Source organism: Paucibacter hankyongi (assembly GCF_037482915.1).
Classification (GTDB): domain Bacteria; phylum Pseudomonadota; class Gammaproteobacteria; order Burkholderiales; family Burkholderiaceae_C; genus Paucibacter_A; species Paucibacter_A hankyongi.
Window position 1 is genome coordinate 616,184 of the sequence record NZ_JBBHJX010000001.1, and the last position, 23,901, is coordinate 640,084.

Genomic DNA, 23,901 nt, shown 5'->3' on the forward strand with positions numbered 1-23,901 from the left:
GTTCTTAGGCCACCAAACAGGCGATCAGCCGACCCAGCGGCGCGCATTGCGGAACATGCGCATCCAGGGGCTCAGCTCGTTCACATCGCCCGAGGTCCAGCTCAGTTGCACATTGCGGAAGACGCGCTCAGGGTGCGGCATCAGCACGGTGAAACGGCCATCCTCCGTGGTCACCGAGGTCAGACCATCCGGGCTGCCGTTCGGATTCAGCGGATAGGTCTCGGTGGGCAGGCCGAAGTTGTCGACATAGCGCATCGCGCGCGCCACCTTGGCGGCATCACCACGCTGCGAGAAGTCGGCAAAGCCTTCACCGTGGGCCACGGCGATTGGCAAGCGTGAGCCTTCCATGCCCTTGAAGAAAAGGCTGGGGCTGTCCAAGACTTCCACCATCGCCAGGCGAGCTTCGAACTGCTCGCTCTTGTTGCGGGTGAACTTGGGCCAATCTTGCGCGCCGGGGATGATGGGCGACAAAGCCGCCATCATCTGGCAGCCATTGCAGACCCCCAGCGCAAAACTGTCGCTGCGGCCGAAGAAGGCCTTGAACTGCTCGGCCAAGACCGGGTTGAACATCACCGAACGGGCCCAGCCTTCGCCGGCACCCAAGGTGTCGCCGTAGCTGAAGCCGCCGCAAGCGACGAAGCCCTTGAACTGATCCAAGGTGACTGCGCCGGCTTGCAGATCGCTCATGTGCACGTCATAGGTGTCAAAGCCGGCCTTGGCCATGGCGTAGCTCATCTCGACATGCGAGTTGACGCCCTGCTCGCGCAGGATGGCCATCTTGGGGCGTGCGCCCACATTGATGAAAGGCACGGCCACGTCCTCATTCGGATCGAAGCTCAGATGCACATGGCGGCCAGGGTCTGCAGCCAAGCCGGCTTGGGCGTGCTCGCTCTCGGCGCAGCTCGGGTTGTCGCGCAAAGCGGTGATCCGTGCCGAGACCTGGTCCCAGCTCTTGTGCAGCGTTTCCAGCGGTGCGCTGAAGACCTTTTTGGCATCGCGCCAGACTTCCACGGTCGCAGTCGTGTTGGGCTTGCCCACCACATGGCTGAGCTTGGAGAGGCCGTGCGCGCGCAGCGTCTGCAGCACCGCATCACGGTCGCTGCTGCGCACCTGCAGCAGCACGCCGAGTTCCTCGTTGAACAAGGCCTTCAGCGTCAGCTCTTCACGGCGGGCGCTGACCTGGCCGGCCCAGTTCTTGGCGTCGCCAGTGTCGGCACGGCTGTCGCTGACGCCGTCACCTTCGGTCACCAACATATCGACATTCAGGCTAACGCCCACATGGCCGGCAAAAGCCATTTCGCATGCCGCGGCCCACAAGCCGCCATCGCCGCGGTCGTGATAGGCCAGCAGCTTGCCCTCGGCGCGCAAGGCGTTGACGGCGGTGACCAAACGCTTCAGCTGATCGGCATCATCCAGATCAGGCACGGCGCCGCCGAACTGATTCAGCGCCTGCGCCAAGATAGAGCCACCCATGCGGCTCTTGCCATTGCCCAGATCCACCAGGATCAGGCTGGTGTCGCCTTGATCGGTCTTCAATTGCGGGGTCAAGGTGGCACGCACATCGGCCACGGTCGCGAAGGCCGAGATGATCAGCGACACCGGTGCGGTGACCTGCTGCTCGGCGCCCTTCTCATCGGTCCAACGGGTGCGCATGGACAAGGAATCCTTGCCGACCGGAATCGAGATGCCCAGCTCCGGGCAGAGTTCCATACCGACGGCCTTGACGGTGTCGAACAAGGCGGCATCTTCACCCGGCTCGCCGCAAGCGGCCATCCAGTTGGCGCTGAGCTTGACGCGCGGCAGCTCGATCGGCGCGGCCAGCAAATTGGTGATGGCTTCGCCCACGGCCATGCGGCCGGAGGCGGCGCCGTCGACGGCGGCCAGCGGTGTGCGCTCGCCCATGCTCATCGCTTCGCCGGCAAAGCCCTTAAAGTCGGCCAGGGTGACCGCGCAATCGGCCACCGGCACCTGCCAGGGGCCGACCATCTGGTCGCGGCTGTTCAGGCCACCAACCGTGCGGTCACCGATGGTGATCAAGAAACGCTTGGAGGCCACGGTTGGGTGGCGCAACACATCCAGCGCCACGGTGGTGAGGTCAACGCCGGTCAAAGCCAAGGTGCCGCCCCTGCGCTGCACGCGGCTGACTTCGCGGTGCATCTTGGGCGGCTTGCCGAGCAAGACGTCCATCGGCATGTCGATGGCGCGCTCGCCGCCCTCGCCGTCTTCCAACACCAATTCGCGATGTTCGGTGGTCACACCGACCACGGCAAAGGGGCAGCGCTCACGCTCGCACATGCTGCGGAACAGCTCCAGGCTGTCGGCAGCGATGGCCAAGACATAGCGTTCCTGGCTCTCGTTGCACCAGATTTCCTTGGGCGCCAGGCCGGATTCTTCCAGCGGTACCTTGCGTAAATCAAAGCGGGCACCACGGCCGGCGTCATTGACCAACTCGGGGAAGGCATTCGAGATGCCGCCGGCGCCAACGTCGTGGATCGCCAAGATCGGGTTCTTCTGACCCAGGCCCCAGCAATGGTTGATGACCTCTTGCACGCGCCGCTCAATTTCGGGGTTACCGCGCTGCACCGAATCGAAGTCCAGGTCGGCCGTATTGGTGCCAGCCGCCATCGAGCTGGCAGCGCTGCCGCCCATGCCGATGCGCATGCCGGGGCCGCCGAGTTGGATCAGCAGCGAGCCAGCCGGGAATTCGATCTTGTGCGTCAGATCGCTGCGGATGGCGCCCAGGCCACCGGCGATCATGATGGGCTTGTGATAGCCGCGCTGCACGCCGTCGACTTCTTGCTCGTAAACGCGGAAATAGCCGCCCAGCGCAGGACGGCCGAATTCGTTGTTGAAGGCGGCGCCGCCAAGCGGGCCTTCGATCATGATTTGCAAAGCACTGGCGATATGGGCGGGCTTGCCCACCTCTTTTTGCTCCCAAGGCTCGTTCAGGCCGGGTAAACGCAAATTAGAGACCGAGAAGCCGGTCAGGCCGGCCTTGGGCTTGGCGCCACGGCCGGTGGCGCCTTCGTCGCGGATTTCACCGCCGGCGCCGGTGGAGGCACCCGGGAATGGCGAAATGGCTGTCGGGTGATTGTGGGTTTCCACCTTCATCAGCACATGGGCGGTTTCTTCGCGCGCCTGGTACTGCGGGGCACGGCTGTCGCCGGCCGGCATCCAGCGCTCGATGGCATGGCCTTCCATGATGGCGGAGTTGTCCGAATAGGCCACCACCGTGTGCTGCGAGTGCAGCTTTTCGGTGTTGCGGATCATGCCGAACAGGCTCAGCGCCTGCTCTTCGCCGTCGACCGTGAACTTGGCATTGAATATCTTGTGGCGGCAGTGCTCGGAGTTGGCCTGCGCAAACATCATCAGCTCGACGTCGCTGGGATTGCGGCCCAGCTGCTTGAAGGCGGCTTCCAAGTAGTCGATTTCATCGACCGACAGCGCCAGGCCAAAGGTCTTGTTGGCCGCCTCCAGCGCAGCGCGGCCTTGGCCCAGCACATCCACATGTTCCAGCGGCTGTGCCTCGCGCTCGTCGAACAAATGCGCGGCTTCTTCACGGGCCAGGAGCACGCTTTCGGTCATGCGGTCATGCAGCACTTGGGCGCAGGCCACCAGCTCCTCTTGACTCAAGGCCTTTTCGCCCCCGAGCAAGCCGCCCAGCAAGCCCGACTTCAAGACGATGCGGTATTCGGTGACGCGCTCGACGCGATGAATGTCCAGGCCGCAGTTGTGGGCAATATCGGTGGCCTTGGAGGCCCAGGGGCTCACGGTGCCCAGACGCGGCGCAACCACCACCAAACTGCCTTCGTCGCCGCCGGTGTAGGCATCGCCGTAATTCAGCAATGCGGCCAGCTTGGACTTGTCTTCCTCGGCCAAAACCGCGTCGCTCCAAACCCAGTGCACATGGCGCGCCCTGACGGCACTGATGCGCTCATTGACCGCCTGAAGTTGCGGCAGCAAGGCCTGAGCACGGAATGCAGAAAGGGCGTTGCCACCTTCGAAAGAAAGCAGTTGCTTGAGCTTGGCCATGGAGTCCCGGAGCGTCGGCGCGCTGAAGCCCACGAACACGGGGAATCAGCACTGGATTTGCGAATTGCTGGCACGAACCGACAAGGTCCGGCCAAGAAAGTCGGGGATTTTACCGATCTGCGAAGCACTGCCGCCGAACTGCGCAAAACGACCGTTGAAGCGGGCACGCCACAACTTGTGACAAATCGCACTAGGAACAAGGTGCTCTAGAAACATCCGGAAACACATCACACACAAGCAGCAAGCTTGCCTTGCTTACATTGGATCCATGGCGCCAGCCATGACTTCAAGCACCCTCCCCTTGCAGCAAAAGGTCCAATCCGATGAACAAGCAACTCACGCCCTGGCCACAGCGCCTCAGTTTTGCGCTCCATGCCCTTTGCGCCTTGAGCGCGGCCACCCTGGTGGCCTGCGGCGGAGGCGGCGGCGGCAGCAGTGCCGAGGTCGCCCCCGCCGCTCCGGCCCCCAGCGCCCCCACAGCCTCCACGCTGAGCCTGGTTGAAGGCACCATCACCGGCTTCGGCAGCGTCGTCATTGACGGCCAGCGCTACCCCGACACCGGCACCAAGGTCGAGATCGGAGACAACCCCGAACTGAAGAAACTGGCCACGCTTGGCGACCTGCGCACCGGCATGCGGGTGCAGGGCGAGCTGAAAGATGGCGTGCTGCAAAACCTGCTGGTGAACTTTGCCCTGGTGGGCACGGTTTCGTCGGTGGACAGCGCGGCCGGCACCTTGAATGTGTTCGGGCAGACCATCAAGACGAGCACGAGCGGCCAGATGCCGACCGTGTTCGAAGGCTTTGCCAGCTTGACTCAATTGCTGGCCGGCGACTTGGTCAAGGTATCCGGCTCGGTGGCCAGTGACGGCGCCATCACTGCCAGCCGTATCGAACGCAAGCTGAAAGAAGGCGGCGAGCTCTACCGGCTGAGCGGCCCCGTACAAGGCCTGGATGCCACGGCCAAGCGGTTTTCGCTGGCCGGCAATGCCAGCGTGACGGTGGACTATGCCAAAGCCAAGCTGCTGCCCGAGGGCGCGGTGCTGGAGAACGGCAAACTGGTCAGCGTGGTGGCCACGGGTGCACCCACGCAAAGCGGCGGGCAAACCGTGTTGACGGCCAGCGCGGTGGAGATCAAGGCGCGCAAGCTGCCCGACTCCGGCGATGTCAGTGTTGGCGGTCAGATCAGCAGCTTCAGCAGCCTGGCCTCGCTGCGCATCGGTGATGTGCAAGTGGATGCCAGCTCGGCCACGCTGAAGGAAGGCACGCTGGCCAGCGACATCGTCAACGGCGCGCAGGCTTTCGCCAAGGGCAGCCTGAAGGATGGCGTATTGAAGGCCAGCAGTCTGCAGGTCTTCAAGGCCGAGAAACCTGAATCAGCGATGAAGGCCTTGTTGATCGGCCAGGTCACCGACTTCGTCTCGATAGCTAACTTCAATCTCCGTGGCACCAATGTCGACGCCAGCCAGGCCACCTTCAGCAAGGGCAAGGCGAGCGACCTGGCCACCGGCGCCTGGGTCACAGTCAGCGGCCAACTGACCTCGACTGGCGTGTTGGCCAAGACGATTGAGATCCAACCACCGCCGGCCGACAAGCCGGCTCGCTTGGAAGGCGCCATCAGCGCTGTTGATCTAGCCAATAAGCGCTTCAGCCTGCTGGGCACCACCGTGCAGTGGAGCGAGACCACCAAGCTCAGCCCCGACGGCAAGTCACTGGCAAATCTGCTGAACGGCGTGGTGCTGACGGTGGAAGGCACTTACTCGGAGTCGACCGGGGTCTTCACCGCGACCAGCGTCAAGATCATCTCCACCAGCGCGGTCAACAAGACGGTGGGCTTCTCCGGCATTGCCTTTGATGTGACGGACGCAAGCTTCAAAGTCGGCAGCAACACCGTGCTCTTGAACAAGGACAGCCGTCTGCAACCCACAGGCACGACCTTGGCCGACCTGAAGAACGGCGCCCGTGTCAGCGTGCAGGCCTCACTGACCCAGGTCGACGGTAAGCCAGTGCTGACCGCGCTGCAGATCGAGGTGCAAAAGCCCGAGAAGGACAGCGAGGGTGCTGAGTACGTCTACCTGAGCGGCCTGATCGTCGACTACGTCAGCAGCGCTGACTTCAAGGTCGGTAGCCAGAAGGTGAACGCCAGCGGGGCGTCGGTCGAGTTCATTGACGGCAACGCCGCCAAGCTCGGTAATGGCCTGAAGGTCGAGATCAAGGGCAGCGTCAACAAGGATGGTGTGCTGATCGCCAAGCGCCTGCACTTCATGCCAGGCTGATTCCCTCAAGTTTGGCAATGAGAAAGGGCCATGCCTCACGGCATGGCCCTTTTCTTTGAACGACTCAGGTTCGAATCAGAGACCGGCCTTCATCTGCGCGACGATGTGCTCGATGCGGTCCAGCACCGCGGCTTGATCCAAGGTGGTCAAGACCCGACCCTTCATGACTTGACGGCCACCGACCCAGACGTCCGACACATGCTCGCGGCCGGCCACATAGACCAGCTGCGCCTCGGGGTTGTAGACCGGGCGGCATTCCAGCGAGTCCAGCGACACGGCCACCACGTCAGCCAGTTTGCCCACTTCCAGCGAGCCCAAATCATCGGCGCGACCCATGGCCTTGGCGGCGCGGATGGTGGCCATTTCCAAAGCGGTGCGCGCGGACACGGTGGTCGGATTGCAGGTCGAGCCCTTGGCCAGCAAGGCGGCGGCGCGAATCTCGCCGAACATGTCTTGGCGATTATTGGAAGCCGCGCCGTCGGTGCCCAAGATGGTGTTGACGCCGGCCGCCTCCAAGGCGGTGACTGGGCAAACGCCCGAGGCCAGCTTCATATTCGAATTCGGGTTGTGCACCAGATGCACGCCCTGACGACCCAGCATGGCGATTTCGTCGTCGGTCAAATGCACCATGTGCACTGCCATCATGCGTTCGTTCAAAAGGCCCAGCTTGTTCAGGCGCTCGAGTGGTCGCACGCCGTATTGCTTCAGGCTGCCATCCACCTCGTCCTGAGTCTCATGGATATGGCAGTGCATCTGCATATCGTATTTTTCGGCCAGCTCGCGCAACTGCACAAAAGTCTCGTCGGAGACGGTGTAGGGCGCGTGCGGGGCCGAGGTCCAGTCCAGCGAGGCCTGACCCTTGAACTGCTCATAGGCTGCCAGGCCATTGGCGATGTACTCGGCCGCATTGGCCGCATAGCCCGTGGGGAAGTCGATCACATTGATCGACACGCCGGCACGGATGCCCGAATCGATGGCCGCGCGTGCCATCGCTGTCGGGAAGAAGTACATATCGTTCAGATAGGTCACGCCGCCACGCAAGGCCTCGCAAGCGGACAGCAGCGAGCCCTGGTAGGTCCAGTCTTCGCTGACCCACTTCTTCTCCAGGGGCCAGATGTGGTTTTGCAACCAGTCCATCAGCGGCACATCGTCGGCCACGCCGCGCAGCAAGGACATGGCCGAATGGGTATGGCCATTGATCAAGCCGGGGATCAGCACATGCTGACCCAGTTCGACACGCTCGGCATCGGGATACTGCGCTTCGGCCTCGGCCCAAGGCAAGATCGCAGCGATGCGCTCACCGGCGATCACCAAGGCATGGTCATTCAGCACCTGGCTGCCGGGTGCCATGCTGAGCAGCCAGCGGGCCTTCAAAATTGTGGTCTTGGACATTTCAATAGTCTCCATGGGGTCGGCGCAACAGCGCCAACTGTAGCCTCAGGCGTGTTGGCCCGAAACCGGTTAGAGGATCGCGTGTGGCGATCGGATCCGGCGCGTTGATCAAGCCGCTTCATCAAAAGCTTGGTCAAACAAGGCCAGCACACGCTCGGCCTGCACCCCAATGCAGACCTGCTGCGTGGGGCAGCCGCTCCAGGGCGTCTGCGCGCCGCTCGGCTTGCGGAAGTCTTGAATGGTCTGGCCACGCGCAATGCCCTCCATCGCCACCCGCACCGGGCCGGCGCGCAGCGTGAAGGCCTCGGGTTCGATGGCGTAGGCAATCGCGCTGGCGTCGTGGGCATAAATCCCCTTGATGCCGTCGCAGCCGAAATAGAAGTCTTGGTAATGACGGGTCGCCTGCCAAAGGAAGTCTCCGACCACCCCACCGCGCCCCTGCAGGCTAGCCAGATAGTCTTCGCTCATCACCACCTCCTGGGTGACGTCGAGACCGACGATCACCACCGGCCAGTCGGCGCTAAACACCAGATCGGCCGCCTCGGGGTCATTGATCACATTGGCCTCGGCCACTGGCGTGACATTGCCGCAGCGAGCGGCCGTTCCGAAAGCGCCGCCCATCACGATCACCCGATGTACCTTGGACGCGATGCTGGGGTCTTGGCGCAGCGCCAAGGCCAGATTGGTCAAGGGGCCGACCGCGATCACGGTGATCGCGCCGGGCTCGGCGTTGACCATATCGCAAATCAATTGATGAGCCGGGCGCGCGTCCAAGGCGGGCAAGCGCCCCTCGGCCGTCATCGCCAAGGCGGCTTGCTCAGCCATGCCAGCCATGCCGCCAAGTCCGTCATCTCCATGCACATGGCTGGAAAACTCGCGCAAGGCGTTGTCGTGCAAAGGCCCGGCCGCGCCCGCCGCCACCGGCACCGCTTGACCATACAGCGCGGCCAAAATCTGCGCATTGCGCTGAGTTACAGCGATCGAGCCATTGCCAAAAATCGTCGTGATGGCGCGCAGCTCCAAGGCCGGGTGGCGCGCCAGCAGGTACAGCGCCATGGCATCGTCAATGCCAGGATCGGTGTCGAAAATCACCGGCATAGGGGCGGCTTTTTTATCTTGCTTCATGTTTGTTTTGCTTGTGCTTTGCAACTTTGCCAAGCGGCCCGAAACCTGGTCAGACGCGCCAGGGCACGAACTAAGCGGCGAACTCTGCGGGCAACTCGGCCCGTGTCGGCATGGCGGTCTGAACGCCGCAACGGCCCACCGCAATGGAAGCCGCCGCCTGACCCAAACGTACCGCCTCGACGGCACTGCGTCCCTCGGCCAAGCCTGTGGCCAAACCGCCAACAAAGGTGTCACCGGCGCCCACCGTATCCACCGCATCAACCGTGAACGCAGGCAATTGTCGAGCCGCCTGCCCGGCGCAGCAGAGCAACACACCCTCGGCACCCAAGGTAACCAAGACCTGTTTGACACCGCGCAATTGCAAGACTTGGGCCGCCGCGTACAGACCGTCAAGGCTCTTGTCTTGCAGGCCCGACAGTTGCAGCGCTTCGGTTTCGTTCACCACCAGCCAGTCGACCAAGGACAGCAAGGCATCGCTGAGCGGCAAGGCCGGCGCGGCGTTCAGCACTGTCAACGCGCCTCCGACGCGAGCCAATGCAAAACCCTGCTGAATGGCCGCCAGCGGCACCTCGGTCTGCGCCACTACCACGCGAGCCTTTTGCAGCATGCTGGCACTGGCGCTCACATCGGCGGCGTTCAGCTGCGCGTTGCTGCCGGGCACATAGACGATGGCGTTCTCACCACCGCCTTCGCGGCCGACCATGATGACGGCTATGCCGGGCAAGGCCGCAGCATCCAGTTGCACACCCTCGCAGCCAATCCCTTCGGCTTGCAAGCTGCGCAGCAACTCTTCACCGTATTGACGTGTCCCTATGCGCGAAACAAAGTCGACCCGCGCGCCCAGGCGCGCCGCGGCCACCGCTTGATTGGCGCCCTTACCGCCCGGCGCCATCACAAAGTCGTCGCCGGCCAAGGTCTCCCCTGCCGCCGGCAGTCGGCTTGCATGCGCCACCATATCCATATTGATGCTGCCGATCACGGCCACCCGGGCGCCCGCTTCGGCCCGGTTGATCTCATTCGCTGCCATTGCTGTCGTCATTTCAATCAATTGTTTTCTCTTAACTTCCCTGCAGGTCTTGCGGTGCCGCGGAACTTTCACGCAGCACCAGATGGGGCGTCAATAAGACCTCCTTCAACTCAGCACCCGGCTGCTCAATACGCTCGATCAATACCCGGGCCGCTTCGGTGCCGAGTTGACGAACACCGCAGCCGACCGTGGTCAGAGCTGGAAAAACGTAATGACTCAATTCGATATCGTCAAAACCCACGATGGAGACCTGCTGCGGCACCTTCAAGCCCAACTCAGCGGCGGCCCGCAGCGCACCGATCGCCATCATGTCGTTGCTGGCGAAGATGCCGGTGATGCGGGTCTTGGTCGAGGGTTTGCTGGCCTGCTCGCGCAACAAATGCCGCGCCGATTCGTAACCACCTGGGCTGCTGAAGTCACTCTCGATCACCAAACGCTCGTCGGGCTCAATGCCGGCTTCACGCAAGGCCTGGCGCCAGCCTTCACAACGCTCACGCGCAACCTCAAACTCGGACGGCCCGCTGATGCAAGCGATGCGACGATGGCCCAATTCAATCAGGTGCCGAACCGCGTTGTAGGCGCCCTTTTGGTTGTGCACCGACACCCGGTCAGCGCGCGCGCCAGGTACCAATCGATCGACCGTCACCGAGGGCACACTGGCCAGCTTGAAGATGCGGGCCAAGGCCTCGTCATCCCCGGCCGAGGACAGCAGCAAACCGTCCACCCGCTTCTCCAGCAAGGTGCGCATGTATTGCTGTTGGCGCTTGGGATCGTTGTCAGAATTGCACAGAAAAACCGAGTAGCCGGCCAAGCGGCAGCACTCTTCGACACCGCAAACCAACTCCGCAAAAAACGGATTCTGAACATTCGGCACCAGCACGCCAATGATCTTGGTTTCACTCTTGCGCAATGAGCGCGCCACCGCGCTGGGCAGATAGCCGATCTCATCCACCGCCGCGAGCACGCGCCGGCGCGCCTCCGCACTGACCGGGCGTGTGTCATTCAAAACATGTGACACGGTGGTGAAGGACACACCGGCCAAGGCCGCGACGTCTTTGATGGTGCTCACAACTAGCAGATTCGTGAAGAAGCCATGAAACAGTGGTGGCAAACGTTTGCCGTTGTGCGAAGCATAGCCGAAACAGGTCATTGACTTATGACAAGCAGGCAACAAAGTAGGCCAAACGCCGAGCTGATTGGGGAGCGAACGCGGCCTAGCAGGCCAATTGGACATAAAAAAAACCCTCGTCGACACCTGGCCGCGAGGGTTTTGCACTGCCGGCCCGCCCTAAGGCGGAGCCGTCAATGAGCGCGATTTAACGCTGAGCGATGGGCTTCACGTCGCGAGCGGCTGCGCCCACGAAAAGCTGACGCGGACGGCCGATCTTGTACTCGGGGTCGCCGATCATTTCGTTCAGCTGAGCGATCCAGCCAACGGTTCGGGCCAGAGCAAAGATTGCCGTGAACAGGCTGACCGGGATGCCGATGGCGCGCTGCACGATGCCGGAGTAGAAGTCGACGTTCGGATACAGCTTGCGCGACACGAAGTAATCGTCTTCCAGAGCGATCTTTTCCAGGGCCATGGCAAGCTTGAACATCGGGTCGTCATGCAGACCCAGGGCATTCAGCACTTCATGGCAGGTTTCGCGCATCAGCTTGGCACGCGGGTCGTAGTTCTTGTAGACCCGGTGACCGAAGCCCATCAACTTGACGTTGGAGTTCTTGTCCTTGACCTGCTTGATGAACTCGCCGATCTTCTCGACACCGCCATTGCGCTGGATGTCTTCCAGCATATTCAGTGCAGCCTCGTTGGCGCCGCCGTGAGCGGGGCCCCACAGGCACGCCACACCTGCGGCGATGGCTGCGAAGGGGTTGGTGCCCGAGGAACCACACAGACGCACGGTCGAGGTCGAAGCATTTTGCTCGTGGTCGGCGTGCAAGATGAAGATGCGGTCCATGGCGCGCACCAGCACTTCATTCGGCTCGTACTTCTCGCAAGGCGTCGCAAACATCATGTGCATGAAGTTGGCGGTGTAGCCCAGGTCGTTACGCGGGTAGATGAAAGGCTGGCCGATCGAATACTTGTAGGCCATGGCCACCAGCGTCGGCATCTTGGCGATCAAGCGGATCGCTGCGATTTCGCGGTGCTGGGGGTTATTGATGTCGGTGCTGTCGTGATAGAAGGCCGACATGGCACCCACGAGGCCAGTCATCACCGCCATCGGGTGCGCGTCGCGACGGAAACCACGCAGGAAGAACTGCATCTGCTCGTTGACCATCGTGTGATGGGTCACGCGATTGACGAAATCGTCCTTCTTGGCTTGGTCCGGCAGTTCCCCGTACAGCAGCAAGTGGCAGGTTTCCAGGAAGTCGCAGTTGGTGGCCAACTGCTCGATCGGGTAGCCGCGATACAGCAGCTCGCCCTTGTCACCATCGATATAAGTGATGGTGGAATTGCACGAAGCCGTCGACAAGAAACCCGGGTCGTAGGTGAACTTGCCCGTCTGCGCGTACAGCTTGCGAATGTCGATCACATCGGGCCCAACCGAGCCTTTGTAGATCGGCAGATCCATATTGGGGCTGCCGTCGGAAAACGACAGGGTGGCTTTGACGTCTGACGGTGTCATGGGCTTGTCCTTTTGACTTCTGGGGATTTCTAAAACGCAAAAACTTGGGCGGTAATGCTTAGGCAGGCACTCTGAGCAGACTCAGGACCTCGACGACATCGGGGCGCATCAGCTCGCCCTCGGGCTCCTTGCGGCGCAGGAAGAGGTCCAACAAATCGTTATCGGACAAATCCATCAGCACACGTAGCCCTTCCGCCTGGAACTCGGTCAGACTGCCGGTGTGCCGATCGAAAAACCGCTCGATGAACAAATCGTTCTCCAGCAAGCCGCGCCGGCAGCGCCAACGCAGCTTGGAGAGCCCCCGTTCATCAACGAGGGCAGCGGAATCAACAGCAGAAGCAGTCATCTCGGGGCTCTGGCATCAGACGGCGCGACGCACCATCATTTCCTTGATCTTGCCGATGGCCTTGGTCGGGTTCAGGCCCTTCGGGCAAACGTCGACGCAGTTCATGATGGTGTGGCAGCGGAACAAGCGGTAGGGATCTTCCAAATTGTCCAGACGCTCGGCCGTGGCTTGGTCGCGGCTGTCGGCAATGAAGCGATAGGCTTGCAGCAGACCGGCGGGGCCCACGAACTTGTCGGGGTTCCACCAGAAGCTGGGGCAGCTGGTCGAGCAGCTGGCGCACAAGATGCACTCGTACAGGCCGTTCAGTTCGTCGCGCTCTTCAGGGAACTGCAGGCGCTCCTTGTCAGGCAGCGGCTGATCGTTGATCAAGAAAGGCTTGATTGAGTTGTACTGCTTGAAGAACTGCGTCATGTCGACGATCAGGTCACGCACCACCGGCAGACCCGGCAGCGGCTTCAAGATGATCACGCCGGGCAGCGTGCGCATATTGGTCAGACAGGCCAGGCCGTTTTTGCCATTGATGTTCATGGCGTCGGAGCCGCACACGCCTTCACGGCAGCTGCGGCGGAAGCTCAGCGTCGGATCCAACTGCTTCAGCTTCATCAACGCATCCAGCAGCATGCGCTCGGAGCCATCCAGCTCGACCTCGAGGGTCTGCATATAAGGCTTGGCATCCTTGTCCGGGTCGTAGCGGTAGATCTGGAAGGTACGCTTGGTCATTTCTCTATCCTTGAATTCTTGAAGATCGCAAACGTCACTTAGAACGTACGCACCTTGGGCGGAATCGATTCCACCGTCAGCGGCTTCAGGTTCACAGGCTTGTAGTCCAGGCGATTGCCTTCGGAGTACCACAGCGTGTGCTTCATCCACTCGGCGTCATTGCGGCCGTTTGGATGCTCGGGCGTGTCGGCGTAGTCATCCACGGTGTGGGCACCACGACTCTCGCGGCGAGCAGCGGCCGAGACGATGGTGGCTTGCGCCACTTCCATCAGGTTTTCCACTTCCAGCGCTTCGATACGCGCGGTGTTGAAGACCTTGGACTTGTCCTTCAGGGTGATGTTCTTGGCGCGCTCGACGATCTCGGCGACCTTGCCGACACCGGCGTCCAACATGGCCTGGGTGCGGAACACACCCGCGTGCTGCTGCATGGCGGCGCGCAGGTCGTTGGCCACGTCCTGGGCGTATTCACCGGAGGTGCTGTTGTCCAAGCGTTCCACACGTGCCAGCGACTGAGCGCCAGCGTCGGCGGGCAGCGGCTTGTGCAGCTTGCTCTTCAGACCCGACTCCACGATATGGTTGCCGGCCGCACGGCCAAACACCAAGAGGTCCAACAGCGAGTTGGTGCCCAGGCGGTTGGCGCCGTGCACGCTGACGCAAGCGCACTCGCCCACCGCATACAGACCGTTCACCACGGCATTCGGGTTGCCATCCTTGGGCATCACCACCTGGCCGTAGATATTGGTCGGGATACCGCCCATCTGGTAGTGAATCGTCGGCACCACCGGGATCGGCTCCTTGGTGATGTCGACGTTGGCGAAGTTGTGGCCAATCTCGTACACCGAGGGCAGACGCTTCATGATGGTCTCGGCACCCAAGTGGGTCATGTCGAGCACCACATAGTCCTTGTTCGGACCACAGCCGCGACCTTCCTTGATCTCCTGGTCCATGCAGCGCGACACGAAGTCACGCGGAGCCAGGTCCTTCAAGGTGGGCGCATAGCGCTCCATGAAACGCTCGCCATTGCAGTTGCGCAAAATCGCGCCTTCGCCACGGCAGCCTTCGGTCAGCAACACGCCCGCGCCGGCCACGCCGGTGGGGTGGAATTGCCAGAACTCCATGTCTTCCAGCGGGATGCCAGCGCGCGCTGCCATGCCCAAGCCATCACCAGTGTTGATGAAGGCATTGGTGGAGGCCGCGAAGATGCGCCCAGCACCGCCGGTGGCCAGCAGCACGGTCTTGGCTTCCATGATGTGCAGCTCGCCGGTTTCCATTTCCAGCGCGGTCACACCGACCACATCGCCGGCCTCGTCCTTGATCAGGTCGAGCGCCATCCACTCGACGAAGAACTGGGTCTTGGCCTTGACGTTTTGCTGGTACAGCGTGTGCAGCATGGCGTGGCCAGTACGGTCGGCCGCAGCGCAAGCGCGTTGCACTGGCTTTTCGCCATAGTTGGCGGTGTGGCCGCCAAAGGGACGCTGATAGATCGTGCCGTCGGCGTTGCGGTCGAAAGGCATGCCGAAGTGCTCAAGCTCGTACACGACCTTGGGCGCCTCGCGGCACATGAACTCAATCGCGTCTTGGTCGCCCAACCAGTCCGAACCCTTGACGGTGTCGAAGAAGTGATAGTGCCAGTTGTCTTCCGACATATTGCCCAGCGAAGCGCTGACGCCGCCTTGAGCCGCCACCGTGTGCGAACGGGTCGGGAAGACCTTGGACAGCACGGCCACATTCAAGCCCGCCATCGACAACTGCAGAGAGGCGCGCATGCCCGAGCCACCGGCTCCGACGATGACCACATCGAATTTGCGTTTTGGAATCGACTTATTTGTCACCGTCATCACAGTCTCCACAGCACTTGGATCGCCCAACCGGCGCATCCCACCAACCACACCAGCGTGATCACCTGCAAAGTCAGGCGCACAGCAACCGGTTTCACATAGTCCATCCAGATGTCGCGCACACCGACCCAGGCGTGAAACGCCAGCGAGACGATGGTGACAAAGGTCAGAACCTTCATCCACTGCGACGAGAAGATGCCCGCCCAATGGTCATAACCGAGCGCACCCGGCATCAAAAATTGCACCAACAAAGCCACGGTGAACAAGGCCATCAAGACCGCCGTGACGCGCTGACCCAACCAATCGCGCAGTCCGTAATGCGCACCAACAACGATGCGCTTCGAGCCAAAAGTAGACATATTGTTTTTTCTCCGAACTAGTCGCGGATCAGTACAGGCCAAACAACTTGGCACCCAGCACCAGAGTCAGCAAGACGCTCAACGCCAAAGTCATGACCGCCGAGTTGTGGCCCTGCTCTTTGGACACGCTGTGCGTGGCGTCCATCCACAGATGACGCACACCGGCAATGAAGTGGTGCAAATAGCCCCAGATCAGGCCCAGCGCCACCAGCTTCACAAACCACGCCGGCACGAAGCCGATGCCGGCCACGAAGGCGTTGGTGAAGCTCTCGTACGAGATCTCAGACGTCAGGCTGGTGTCGAACATCCAAATGACGAAAGGCAGCAGCAAGAACATCATCAGGCCGCTGATGCGATGCAGGATCGACACGATGCCGGCCGGCGGCAGGCGATACGAGACGATCTGCGTCACGTGGATGTTGGTATATATCGGGCGTTTTTTATTGCTCATTTTCTGGGTGATGCTGTTGGTGGAGGCTGCGAAGCCCAACCTTTTGTAATCAACGTGAAACCGGTGGAGTTTATTGCAATGCAGCACACGCCAAGCTGACGCCGTAACCGCCGCACAACGCCGCGATGGCTTTTGCCCCGCGAACCCTGGCGCTGCAAGCCTCAGTTAAGCTCATTGCGATAGAAGTGTGAAGTGGTGTTGTAGAGACCGCGGCGCAACTCTACCGCCTTGTCTCCATAGGTAAAAGACAGGCGCTCAACGCTCAGCAGCGGCGCCCCCACCGGCACCTGCAGCAAGGCCGCCGACTCAGCATCGGCCGCCACAGCGCGAATTTTTTCTTGCGCACGAATCATGTGCACGCCAAATTCAGCCTCGAAAAGTCCATAAAACGGACCCCGATGCTGATTCAAGCGCTCGGTCGTCAGCCCTTTGAACAAATCCCCAGGCAGCCAGATGTCATCCAACACCACCGGCTCGCCCTTGCGACTCAAGAGACGACGCACCTCCACCATGGCGTCGCCGGTGCGCATCTGCAAGGCGCGCGCAATCACGGCTGGCGCACGTTGACGGCGGCAATCGAGCAAGGTTCGCTCAAGCGACTCTTTACCCTCATCGGGCATCAGGCGCAAAAACCGGTACTGGACCTTTTGCTCAGCATGGGTGGCCACAAATGTGCCCTTGCCCTGGCGTCGGACCAGCAGGTTTTCGGTCGCCATCTCGTCAATGGCCTTGCGCACGGTGCCCTGGCTGACGCCAAAGCGTTTGGCCAGATCCAATTCACTCGGAATGGCCTCGCCGGCCTTCCACTCAGCGGCCTGCAGGCGCGCAATGATCAGCGCTTTGATCTGCTGATAGAGCGGACTGAAGGATGGCGACATCGCAGCCGATTCCGGGCGAGCAAGATCATTGACAGTGGACGGCGGCACGACGGGCATGGCCGGCATTGCAGCACAAGCGGAGCCACCCGTCCAGCCGCCGAAGGCGCAAAGCTGTTTGCTATCTTCTATAAGACATAAGAGTGTCAGATTTTTGCAATATTGAGCAATAATGTGCAGCGCAGAACGCACCGCACAGGCCCGCCAACTAGGGGAAAGCCCTTTGCCTGCCCTACACTTGCGGCGCACCCGCGGGGTTCTCGGGCAGATGGCGCAAGCCAAGCCAGACGACAGTGCGGGCAGAACGAATTCATCCCAGTCATACATCACTCTCGGAGCTTTCACATGAGCAAGACCCCTGTTCGCGTTGCCGTCACCGGCGCTGCTGGCCAAATTGGCTATGCCCTGCTGTTCCGCATTGCTTCCGGCGAAATGCTGGGCAAGGACCAGCCTGTCATCCTGCAATTGCTGGAAATCCCCGACGAGAAGGCCCAGAACGCGCTGAAGGGCGTGATCATGGAGCTGGAAGACTGCGCTTTCCCGCTGCTGGCTGGCATTGAAGCCCACAGCGACCCGATGACCGCCTTCAAGGGCACCGACTACGCCTTGCTGGTCGGCTCGCGCCCCCGCGGCCCCGGCATGGAGCGCTCGGAGCTGCTGGCCATCAACGGCGCCATCTTCACCGCTCAAGGCAAGGCCCTCAACGCCGTTGCTTCGCGCAACGTCAAGGTGCTGGTGGTTGGCAACCCCGCCAACACCAATGCCTACATCGCCATGAAGTCGGCTCCGGACCTGCCGGCCAAGAACTTCACCGCCATGCTGCGCCTGGATCACAACCGCGCCGCTTCGCAAATCGCGACCAAGACCGGCAAGGCCGTGGCCGAGATCGAAAAATTGGCCGTCTGGGGCAACCACTCGCCCACCATGTACGCTGACTACCGCTTCGCCACCATCGGCGGCGCTTCGGTCAAGGCCATGATCAATGACGAAACCTGGAACCGCGAAACCTTCTTGCCCACCGTGGGCAAGCGCGGCGCCGCCATCATCGCCGCCCGCGGCCTGTCGTCGGCCGCCTCGGCTGCCAACGCAGCCATCGACCATATGCGCGACTGGGCCCTGGGCACCAATGGCAAGTGGGTCACCATGGGCATTCCTTCGAATGGCGAATACGGCATCCCCAAGGAAGTCATGTTCGGCTACCCCGTGACCTGCGAAGGTGGCGAGTACAAGATCGTCGAAGGCCTGGAAATCGATACCTTCTCGCAAGAGTGCATCAAGAAGACCCTGGACGAACTGCTGGGCGAGCAAGACGGCGTCAAGCACCTGCTGTGATGACAGCGCCGAGCGCCGCAGTTTGAGGCGCTCGGCCGACCCTTGGATCTGATCCCAGGAGTCGCAAAAAGTCCCAAAGGGCCGGTATGCTGAACATGCCGGCCCTTTTTAATTTTCGAGAGTCCAGACCGTGAACCCTGCCCTGCACCCCAAGCTGGCCCTGTTCGAAGACGGCGATGCCGCGACCGCCCTGCCTGTGGTCGACCACTACTGCGGCGTCGAAGCCCGCATGAGCAAAAGCCTGGCGCTGCAAGCCGAGATGGGCCCGCTGTTTGACATCACCCTCGACTGCGAGGACGGCGCCCCGATCGGCGGCGAAGCCGAGCATGTGCTACTGATCAACAGCATGCTGAACAGCAGCAACAACCGCCACAACCGGGTCGGCGCCCGCGTCCACCCCTTGGGGCATGCGTCGTTTGAGGCCGATGTCGACGGCTTAATTCAGGGCTCAGGCGAGCGACTTGCCTACCTTATGCTACCCAAGCCACGTGGTGCCGAGGAGGTCAAGCTGGCCTGCGAAATCATCGACGCCAGCCTGCGCCATCACGGCATCAGCAAGCCCCTGCCCATCCATGTGCTGATCGAAACCCATGGCGCCCTGCGCGATGTGCAAGCGATTGCGGCGCACCCGCGTATCGAATCGCTGTCCTTCGGCTTGATGGACTTTGTCTCGGCTCACCGCGGCGCCATTCCCAGGCATGCACTGGGTGCGGAAGGTCAATTCAGCCACCCCCTGGTGGCACGAGCCAAGCTGGAGATCGCAGCAGCCGCGCACGCGCACGCCAAAACCCCCTCGCACTGCGTGGTGACCGAGTTCAAACATGCAGCAGCCATCGAAGCATCCGCCTCGCGCGCCGCGCGCGAATTTGGCTACACCCGCATGTGGAGCATTCACCCGGCGCAGATCCAACCGATCATCGACGCCTTCGCCCCCAGCGTGGCCGAGATCGATGAAGCCATCGACATCATCCACGCCGCCCAGGCCGCACAGTGGGCACCCATTCAGTTTCACGACACCCTGCATGACCGCGCCAGCTACCGCTTCTTCTGGCAGGTACTGGAGCGCGCCCACCGCACGGGCCAAGCCTTGCCCATCGAAGTGGAGCTGGCCTTTTTCGGCAAGCATTGAGCTTACGCAACAACTCCATGGACCTACTTACACCCTGCACACAATTTGCTGGCAAACGCTAAGCCAGATGCGCCCGGCAAGAGCGACAATTGCAGCATCACCTTCGAGACAAAGCCCCATGCAGTTTTCAACTTCACGCCCATCATCCCTGTTCAAGTTTGCGCTGCTGTGTGCAGTTAGCGCTGCCGGCAGCAATGCCTGGTCGGCCGCCGTTGAAAACAGCAAACCAAAGAATCGCCTGGTCGCCAAGGCCAAACCCCAAAGCGCCATTGCCCCGCTGCCGGAAGAAGACAACACGCCCTTGACCGAAGAGCAGATTGCCGCCGCCTCCAGCGTGCACAGCGGTGACGCCGACTGCGAATTCAAGAGCAAGGTCACGGTCACACCGCACCCCGAGAAGCCCGGTCGCTTCCATGTGCAGTTTGGCAAGATGATTTACAACATGGCGCCCGAACCCACCACCACCGGCGCCGTCCGACTGGAAGACAAAAAAGCCGGTGTGGTGTGGCTGCAGATTCCCGCCAAGTCGATGCTGATGAACACCAAGGTCGGCCAGCGCATCGTCGACAGCTGCATGAACTCGATTCAAGTCTCCGAGGCACAGTCGGCCGCCTTGGCCGCGGCCCAAGACGAAGCGAACGGGACGGCTGCCGGCGGCATCGGCATCACCCCGGACGCCGCAACGGCGGCCGCCAACACCGCCGTGCCGACCCGCACCGGCAAAAGCACCAAGAAGTAAGGTACTGGCAAAGCCACGGGTAAGCCCGCGCCAAAAACTTCATCAGAAGGAGGCCATGGCCTCCTTTTTTCATGCCGATTCCAGCAATCGGCTTGCGGTATGCATTTGAAAGTACGTAAAATCAATACATACTTTCGCAAGCCGGAGCCCTAGCATGGAAGCCACAGTAGCCGAACGCGGCCAGATCACCCTGCCCAAGGCAGTGCGTGATGCATTGGGCCTGAGTAAGGGAACGACACTGACGGTGGAACTCGACGGCGCCCGCATCATCTTGCGCAAGAACGTCGACGACGCCATTTCGCGCGCCCGTGGCCGCTTCAAGCTGGACGGCTTCCCCTCGGTCGATGAGGCCATGCGCGCCGTCCGCGGCCGCGCCCCTGGCGACCCGATGGAGAGCTGAATGCGAACTCTGTTTGCCTCAAGCGCCCACAGCGGCGCCACCGCGCCTGACCGGAGTTGCGCCGCGTGATCGCCATCGACTCCTCCGTCATCGTCGACCTGCTCTCCAACAGCCCGCGCGCCGATTTGGCCGAGGCCGCCCTGCGTGAAGCCCTGACCCACGGGCCCGTGGTGGTTTGTGACGTGGTCGTCTCCGAGGTTTGTTCTTCGCTGCAAAATGGCGATCAGGCCATGCAGGTGATGGAAGAGATGGGCATGGTCTACAGCGGCGTTGAACAACGCGCCGCGATCCGTGCCGGAGAGATGCAACGCCGCTACCGAGCCCGCGGCGGCGAACGTGAACGTACCGTACCCGATTTCATCGTCGGCGCCCATGCGCTGCTGCAGTGCACCGCCTTGATCACCGCCGACGACGGTTTTTTCAGAGATTACTTCAAGGGTTTGAAACTCATCGTGCCCAAGGCCGCTTGAGTTCTGACCCCGATCCCGCCATGACAGCCAACCCAGGAGAAGCCTTCACCATGCTGCAAGCCTACCGCCAACATGTCGCCGAGCGCGCCGCCCTCGGCATTCCGCCGCTCGCCCTCGACGCCAAGCAGACCGCTGAACTGATCGAGTTGATCAAGACCCCTCCAGCGGGCGAAGGCGAGTTCCTGATGGACCTGCTGACGCACCGCATTCCGCCGGGCGTGGACGACGCCGCCAAGGTCAAGGCCAGCTTCCTGGCTGCGGTCGCTCACGGCGACCTGGCTGTGGAGCTGATCACCAAGACCCGTGCCACCGAGTTGCTGGGCACCATGGTTGGCGGCTACAACGTCAAGCCGCTGATCGACCTGCTGGACGACGCCGAAGTGGCCGCCACCGCCGCCGCCGCGCTGAAGAAGACGCTGCTGATGTTCGACTTCTTCCACGATGTCAGCGAAAAGGCCAAGGCCGGCAATGCGCAAGCCAAGGACGTGATCCAAAGCTGGGCCAATGCCGAGTGGTTCACCAGCCGCCCCGAAGTCGAGAAAAAGATCACCGTCACCGTTTTCAAGGTGCCTGGTGAGACCAATACCGACGACCTCTCGCCCGCCCCTGACGCCTGGAGCCGCCCGGACATCCCGCTGCACTATCTGGCCATGCTGAAGAACACCCGCGAAGGCGCGGCCTTCAAGCCGGAAGAAGACGGCAAGCGCGGCCCGATGCAGTTCATCGAAGACCTGAAGAAGAAGGGCCACTTGGTCGCTTATGTGGGCGATGTGGTCGGCACCGGCTCTTCGCGCAAGAGCGCCACCAACAGCGTGATCTGGGCCACCGGCCAAGACATCCCCTTCGTGCCGAACAAGCGCTTTGGCGGCGTCACGCTGGGCGGCAAGATCGCCCCGATCTTCTTCAACACGCAAGAAGACTCGGGCTCGCTGCCGATTGAAGTGGACGTCAGCAAGCTGGAGATGGGCGACGTCATCGACATCCTGCCCTACGAGGGCAAGATCGTGAAGGACGGCGCCACCGTCACCGAGTTCAAGCTCAAGAGCGATGTGCTGTTCGACGAAGTGCGCGCCGGCGGACGTATCAACCTGATCATCGGCCGCTCGCTGACCGCCAAGGCGCGCGAGTTCCTGGGCTTGCCCGCATCCACCCTGTTCCGCCTGCCGGCCGCCCCGGCCGCCACGAACGCCGGTTTCACGCTGGCGCAGAAGATGGTCGGTCGCGCTGTCGGCCTGCCTGAAGGCCAGGGCGTGCGCCCCGGCACTTACTGCGAGCCGAAGATGACCACCGTTGGTTCGCAAGACACCACCGGCCCAATGACCCGCGACGAGCTGAAGGATCTGGCTTGCCTGGGCTTCTCAGCCGACTTGGTGATGCAGAGCTTCTGCCACACCGCGGCCTATCCGAAGCCCGTGGACGTGAAGACGCACCGCGAACTGCCCGCCTTCATCAGCAACCGTGGCGGCGTGTCCCTGCGTCCGGGCGACGGCGTGATCCACAGCTGGTTGAACCGTCTGCTGCTGCCCGACACCGTGGGCACCGGCGGCGACTCTCACACCCGCTTCCCGATCGGCATTTCCTTCCCGGCCGGCTCTGGCTTGGTGGCCTTCGGCGCTGCCACCGGCGTGATGCCGCTGGACATGCCTGAGTCCGTCTTGGTGCGCTTCAAGGGCGAAATGCAGCCCGGCATCACCTTGCGTGATCTGGTCCATGCGATCCCGCTGTACGCCATCAAGGCCGGTCTGCTGACCGTTGCCAAGGCCGGCAAGATCAATGCTTTCTCGGGCCGCATCCTGGAAATTGAAGGTCTACCTAACCTGAAGGTTGAGCAGGCATTCGAGCTGAGCGACGCTTCGGCCGAGCGCAGCGCCGCCGGTTGCACCGTCAAGCTGAACCCCGAGCCGATCAAGGAATACCTCACCAGCAATATCGTGCTGATGAAGAACATGATCGCCGACGGCTACGCTGACGCTCGCACGCTGCAGCGCCGTATCGACAAGGTTGAAGCCTGGTTGGCCAACCCGAACCTGCTGGAAGCCGACAAGGATGCCGAGTACGCCCACGTCATCGAGATCGATCTGGCCGACATCAAGGAACCTATCCTCTGCTGCCCGAACGATCCGGACGACGCCAAGACCCTGTCCGAAGTGGCCGGCACCAAGATCGATGAAGCCTTCATCGGTTCTTGCATGACCAATATCGGCCACTTCCGCGCCGCAGCCAAGCTGCTGGGCGGCCAGCGCGACATCCCGGTCAAGCTGTGGGTGGCCCCGCCGACCAAGATGGACCAGAGCGAGCTGATCAAGGAAGGCCATTACGCCGCCTTCGGCACCGCCGGCGCGCGCACCGAAATGCCGGGCTGCTCGCTGTGCATGGGCAACCAGGCGCAGGTGCGTGAGGGTGCGACCGTGGTGTCGACCTCGACCCGCAACTTCCCCAACCGTCTGGGCAAGAACACCAATGTGTTCCTGGCCTCGGCCGAGCTGGCGGCGATTGCCTCCAAGCTGGGCAAGATCCCCACCGTGGCCGAGTATCACGAAGCCATGGGCGTGGTGAACAAGGACGGCGCCGCCATCTACAAGTACATGAACTTCAACCAAATTGAAGAGTACGCAGAAGCTGCCAAGGGCGTCGCCTAAGGCTCAGCTAAGTCCGCACTGAGTCTGTCCGGCCCCGGTAACAAACCAGGGTTCGGGCAAGCCTCCTCTGAACCCGCCCTGCTCCGCATCGGCGGGTTTTTTAATGCCCACTGGGCCCTGAAGTTAC

Annotated in this window: 19 protein-coding genes; 7 read left to right on the forward strand and 12 right to left on the reverse strand. The window is 61.9% G+C overall.

Features of this window, described 5'->3' with window-relative positions; all coding sequences use genetic code 11:
- Positions 1-24: 24 nt before the first annotated feature.
- Positions 25-4,032: a phosphoribosylformylglycinamidine synthase gene (gene purL / locus WG899_RS02675; RefSeq protein WP_339594064.1), complete on the reverse strand. Its 4,008-nt coding sequence runs from the start codon at positions 4,030-4,032 to the stop codon at positions 25-27.
- Positions 4,033-4,355: 323 nt separating this feature from the next.
- Between purL and WG899_RS02680 the strand changes: the two genes are divergently transcribed.
- Positions 4,356-6,305, forward strand: a complete 1,950-nt coding sequence (locus tag WG899_RS02680) for a DUF5666 domain-containing protein (RefSeq protein WP_339594065.1) — start codon at positions 4,356-4,358, stop codon at positions 6,303-6,305.
- Positions 6,306-6,380: 75 nt separating this feature from the next.
- Here the strand turns inward: WG899_RS02680 and WG899_RS02685 are convergent, their stop codons facing one another.
- The 11 genes from WG899_RS02685 to WG899_RS02735 all read right to left on the reverse strand — a co-directional run bounded on the left by WG899_RS02685 (position 6,381) and on the right by WG899_RS02735 (position 17,125).
- Positions 6,381-7,697, reverse strand: coding sequence for a TRZ/ATZ family hydrolase (locus WG899_RS02685; protein ID WP_339594066.1), 1,317 nt, complete (start codon positions 7,695-7,697; stop codon positions 6,381-6,383).
- 108 nt (positions 7,698-7,805) lie between these two features.
- Positions 7,806-8,822, reverse strand: a complete 1,017-nt coding sequence (locus tag WG899_RS02690) for a nucleoside hydrolase (protein ID WP_339594067.1) — start codon at positions 8,820-8,822, stop codon at positions 7,806-7,808.
- A 70-nt stretch (positions 8,823-8,892) separates the two neighbouring features.
- Positions 8,893-9,861: a ribokinase gene (gene rbsK / locus WG899_RS02695; RefSeq protein ID WP_339594068.1), complete on the reverse strand. Its 969-nt coding sequence runs from the start codon at positions 9,859-9,861 to the stop codon at positions 8,893-8,895.
- Positions 9,862-9,880: 19 nt separating this feature from the next.
- Complete coding sequence (locus tag WG899_RS02700; protein ID WP_339594069.1) at positions 9,881-10,918, reverse strand: LacI family DNA-binding transcriptional regulator; 1,038 nt, start codon at positions 10,916-10,918, stop codon at positions 9,881-9,883.
- Positions 10,919-11,165: 247 nt separating this feature from the next.
- Positions 11,166-12,476 carry a citrate synthase gene (gene gltA / locus WG899_RS02705; protein WP_339594070.1) on the reverse strand — a complete coding sequence of 437 codons (1,311 nt, stop codon included), beginning with the start codon at positions 12,474-12,476 and terminating at the stop codon, positions 11,166-11,168.
- Positions 12,477-12,534: 58 nt separating this feature from the next.
- Positions 12,535-12,822, reverse strand: a complete 288-nt coding sequence (locus WG899_RS02710; RefSeq protein WP_339594071.1) for an FAD assembly factor SdhE — start codon at positions 12,820-12,822, stop codon at positions 12,535-12,537.
- 15 nt (positions 12,823-12,837) lie between these two features.
- Entirely contained in the window at positions 12,838-13,542 is a 705-nt protein-coding gene (locus WG899_RS02715) for a succinate dehydrogenase iron-sulfur subunit (RefSeq protein ID WP_339594072.1), read from the reverse strand.
- A 38-nt stretch (positions 13,543-13,580) separates the two neighbouring features.
- Complete coding sequence (gene sdhA / locus WG899_RS02720; protein ID WP_339594073.1) at positions 13,581-15,380, reverse strand: succinate dehydrogenase flavoprotein subunit; 1,800 nt, start codon at positions 15,378-15,380, stop codon at positions 13,581-13,583.
- Complete coding sequence (sdhD, locus tag WG899_RS02725; RefSeq protein ID WP_339594074.1) at positions 15,380-15,739, reverse strand: succinate dehydrogenase, hydrophobic membrane anchor protein; 360 nt, start codon at positions 15,737-15,739, stop codon at positions 15,380-15,382. Before sdhD ends, sdhA begins: the two co-directional genes overlap by 1 nt.
- 28 nt (positions 15,740-15,767) lie before the next feature.
- On the reverse strand, positions 15,768-16,190 hold the full coding sequence (gene sdhC / locus WG899_RS02730; protein ID WP_339594075.1) for a succinate dehydrogenase, cytochrome b556 subunit: 423 nt from the start codon (positions 16,188-16,190) through the stop codon (positions 15,768-15,770).
- A 161-nt stretch (positions 16,191-16,351) separates the two neighbouring features.
- On the reverse strand, positions 16,352-17,125 hold the full coding sequence (locus tag WG899_RS02735; protein WP_339594220.1) for a GntR family transcriptional regulator: 774 nt from the start codon (positions 17,123-17,125) through the stop codon (positions 16,352-16,354).
- A 285-nt stretch (positions 17,126-17,410) separates the two neighbouring features.
- Between WG899_RS02735 and WG899_RS02740 the strand changes: the two genes are divergently transcribed.
- From WG899_RS02740 to acnB, 6 genes are all read left to right on the forward strand, one after another.
- Positions 17,411-18,397: a malate dehydrogenase gene (locus tag WG899_RS02740; protein ID WP_339594076.1), complete on the forward strand. Its 987-nt coding sequence runs from the start codon at positions 17,411-17,413 to the stop codon at positions 18,395-18,397.
- Between the two features lie 130 nt (positions 18,398-18,527).
- Positions 18,528-19,526: an HpcH/HpaI aldolase/citrate lyase family protein gene (locus tag WG899_RS02745; protein ID WP_339594077.1), complete on the forward strand. Its 999-nt coding sequence runs from the start codon at positions 18,528-18,530 to the stop codon at positions 19,524-19,526.
- A gap of 118 nt (positions 19,527-19,644) precedes the next feature.
- Positions 19,645-20,265, forward strand: a complete 621-nt coding sequence (locus WG899_RS02750) for a hypothetical protein (protein ID WP_339594078.1) — start codon at positions 19,645-19,647, stop codon at positions 20,263-20,265.
- Positions 20,266-20,419: 154 nt separating this feature from the next.
- Positions 20,420-20,665: an AbrB/MazE/SpoVT family DNA-binding domain-containing protein gene (locus tag WG899_RS02755; RefSeq protein WP_339594079.1), complete on the forward strand. Its 246-nt coding sequence runs from the start codon at positions 20,420-20,422 to the stop codon at positions 20,663-20,665.
- Between the two features lie 65 nt (positions 20,666-20,730).
- Positions 20,731-21,135, forward strand: coding sequence for a type II toxin-antitoxin system VapC family toxin (locus WG899_RS02760; RefSeq protein WP_339594080.1), 405 nt, complete (start codon positions 20,731-20,733; stop codon positions 21,133-21,135).
- A 50-nt stretch (positions 21,136-21,185) separates the two neighbouring features.
- On the forward strand, positions 21,186-23,774 hold the full coding sequence (gene acnB / locus WG899_RS02765) for a bifunctional aconitate hydratase 2/2-methylisocitrate dehydratase (protein ID WP_339594221.1): 2,589 nt from the start codon (positions 21,186-21,188) through the stop codon (positions 23,772-23,774).
- Positions 23,775-23,901 lie beyond the last annotated feature (127 nt).

Coding starts and splice junctions, on each gene's coding strand:
- WG899_RS02680 (WP_339594065.1), top strand. CDS start 4,356: ATGAACAAGCAACTCACGCCCTGGCCACAGCGCCTCAGTTTTGCGCTC.
- WG899_RS02710 (WP_339594071.1), bottom strand. CDS start 12,822: ATGACTGCTTCTGCTGTTGATTCCGCTGCCCTCGTTGATGAACGGGGG.
- WG899_RS02690 (WP_339594067.1), bottom strand. CDS start 8,822: ATGAAGCAAGATAAAAAAGCCGCCCCTATGCCGGTGATTTTCGACACC.
- WG899_RS02750 (WP_339594078.1), top strand. CDS start 19,645: ATGCAGTTTTCAACTTCACGCCCATCATCCCTGTTCAAGTTTGCGCTG.
- rbsK (WP_339594068.1), bottom strand. CDS start 9,861: ATGACGACAGCAATGGCAGCGAATGAGATCAACCGGGCCGAAGCGGGC.
- sdhA (WP_339594073.1), bottom strand. CDS start 15,380: ATGACGGTGACAAATAAGTCGATTCCAAAACGCAAATTCGATGTGGTC.
- WG899_RS02735 (WP_339594220.1), bottom strand. CDS start 17,125: ATGCCCGTCGTGCCGCCGTCCACTGTCAATGATCTTGCTCGCCCGGAA.
- purL (WP_339594064.1), bottom strand. CDS start 4,032: ATGGCCAAGCTCAAGCAACTGCTTTCTTTCGAAGGTGGCAACGCCCTT.
- sdhD (WP_339594074.1), bottom strand. CDS start 15,739: ATGTCTACTTTTGGCTCGAAGCGCATCGTTGTTGGTGCGCATTACGGA.
- WG899_RS02715 (WP_339594072.1), bottom strand. CDS start 13,542: ATGACCAAGCGTACCTTCCAGATCTACCGCTACGACCCGGACAAGGAT.
- WG899_RS02740 (WP_339594076.1), top strand. CDS start 17,411: ATGAGCAAGACCCCTGTTCGCGTTGCCGTCACCGGCGCTGCTGGCCAA.
- acnB (WP_339594221.1), top strand. CDS start 21,186: ATGCTGCAAGCCTACCGCCAACATGTCGCCGAGCGCGCCGCCCTCGGC.
- gltA (WP_339594070.1), bottom strand. CDS start 12,476: ATGACACCGTCAGACGTCAAAGCCACCCTGTCGTTTTCCGACGGCAGC.
- sdhC (WP_339594075.1), bottom strand. CDS start 16,190: ATGAGCAATAAAAAACGCCCGATATATACCAACATCCACGTGACGCAG.
- WG899_RS02685 (WP_339594066.1), bottom strand. CDS start 7,697: ATGTCCAAGACCACAATTTTGAAGGCCCGCTGGCTGCTCAGCATGGCA.
- WG899_RS02755 (WP_339594079.1), top strand. CDS start 20,420: ATGGAAGCCACAGTAGCCGAACGCGGCCAGATCACCCTGCCCAAGGCA.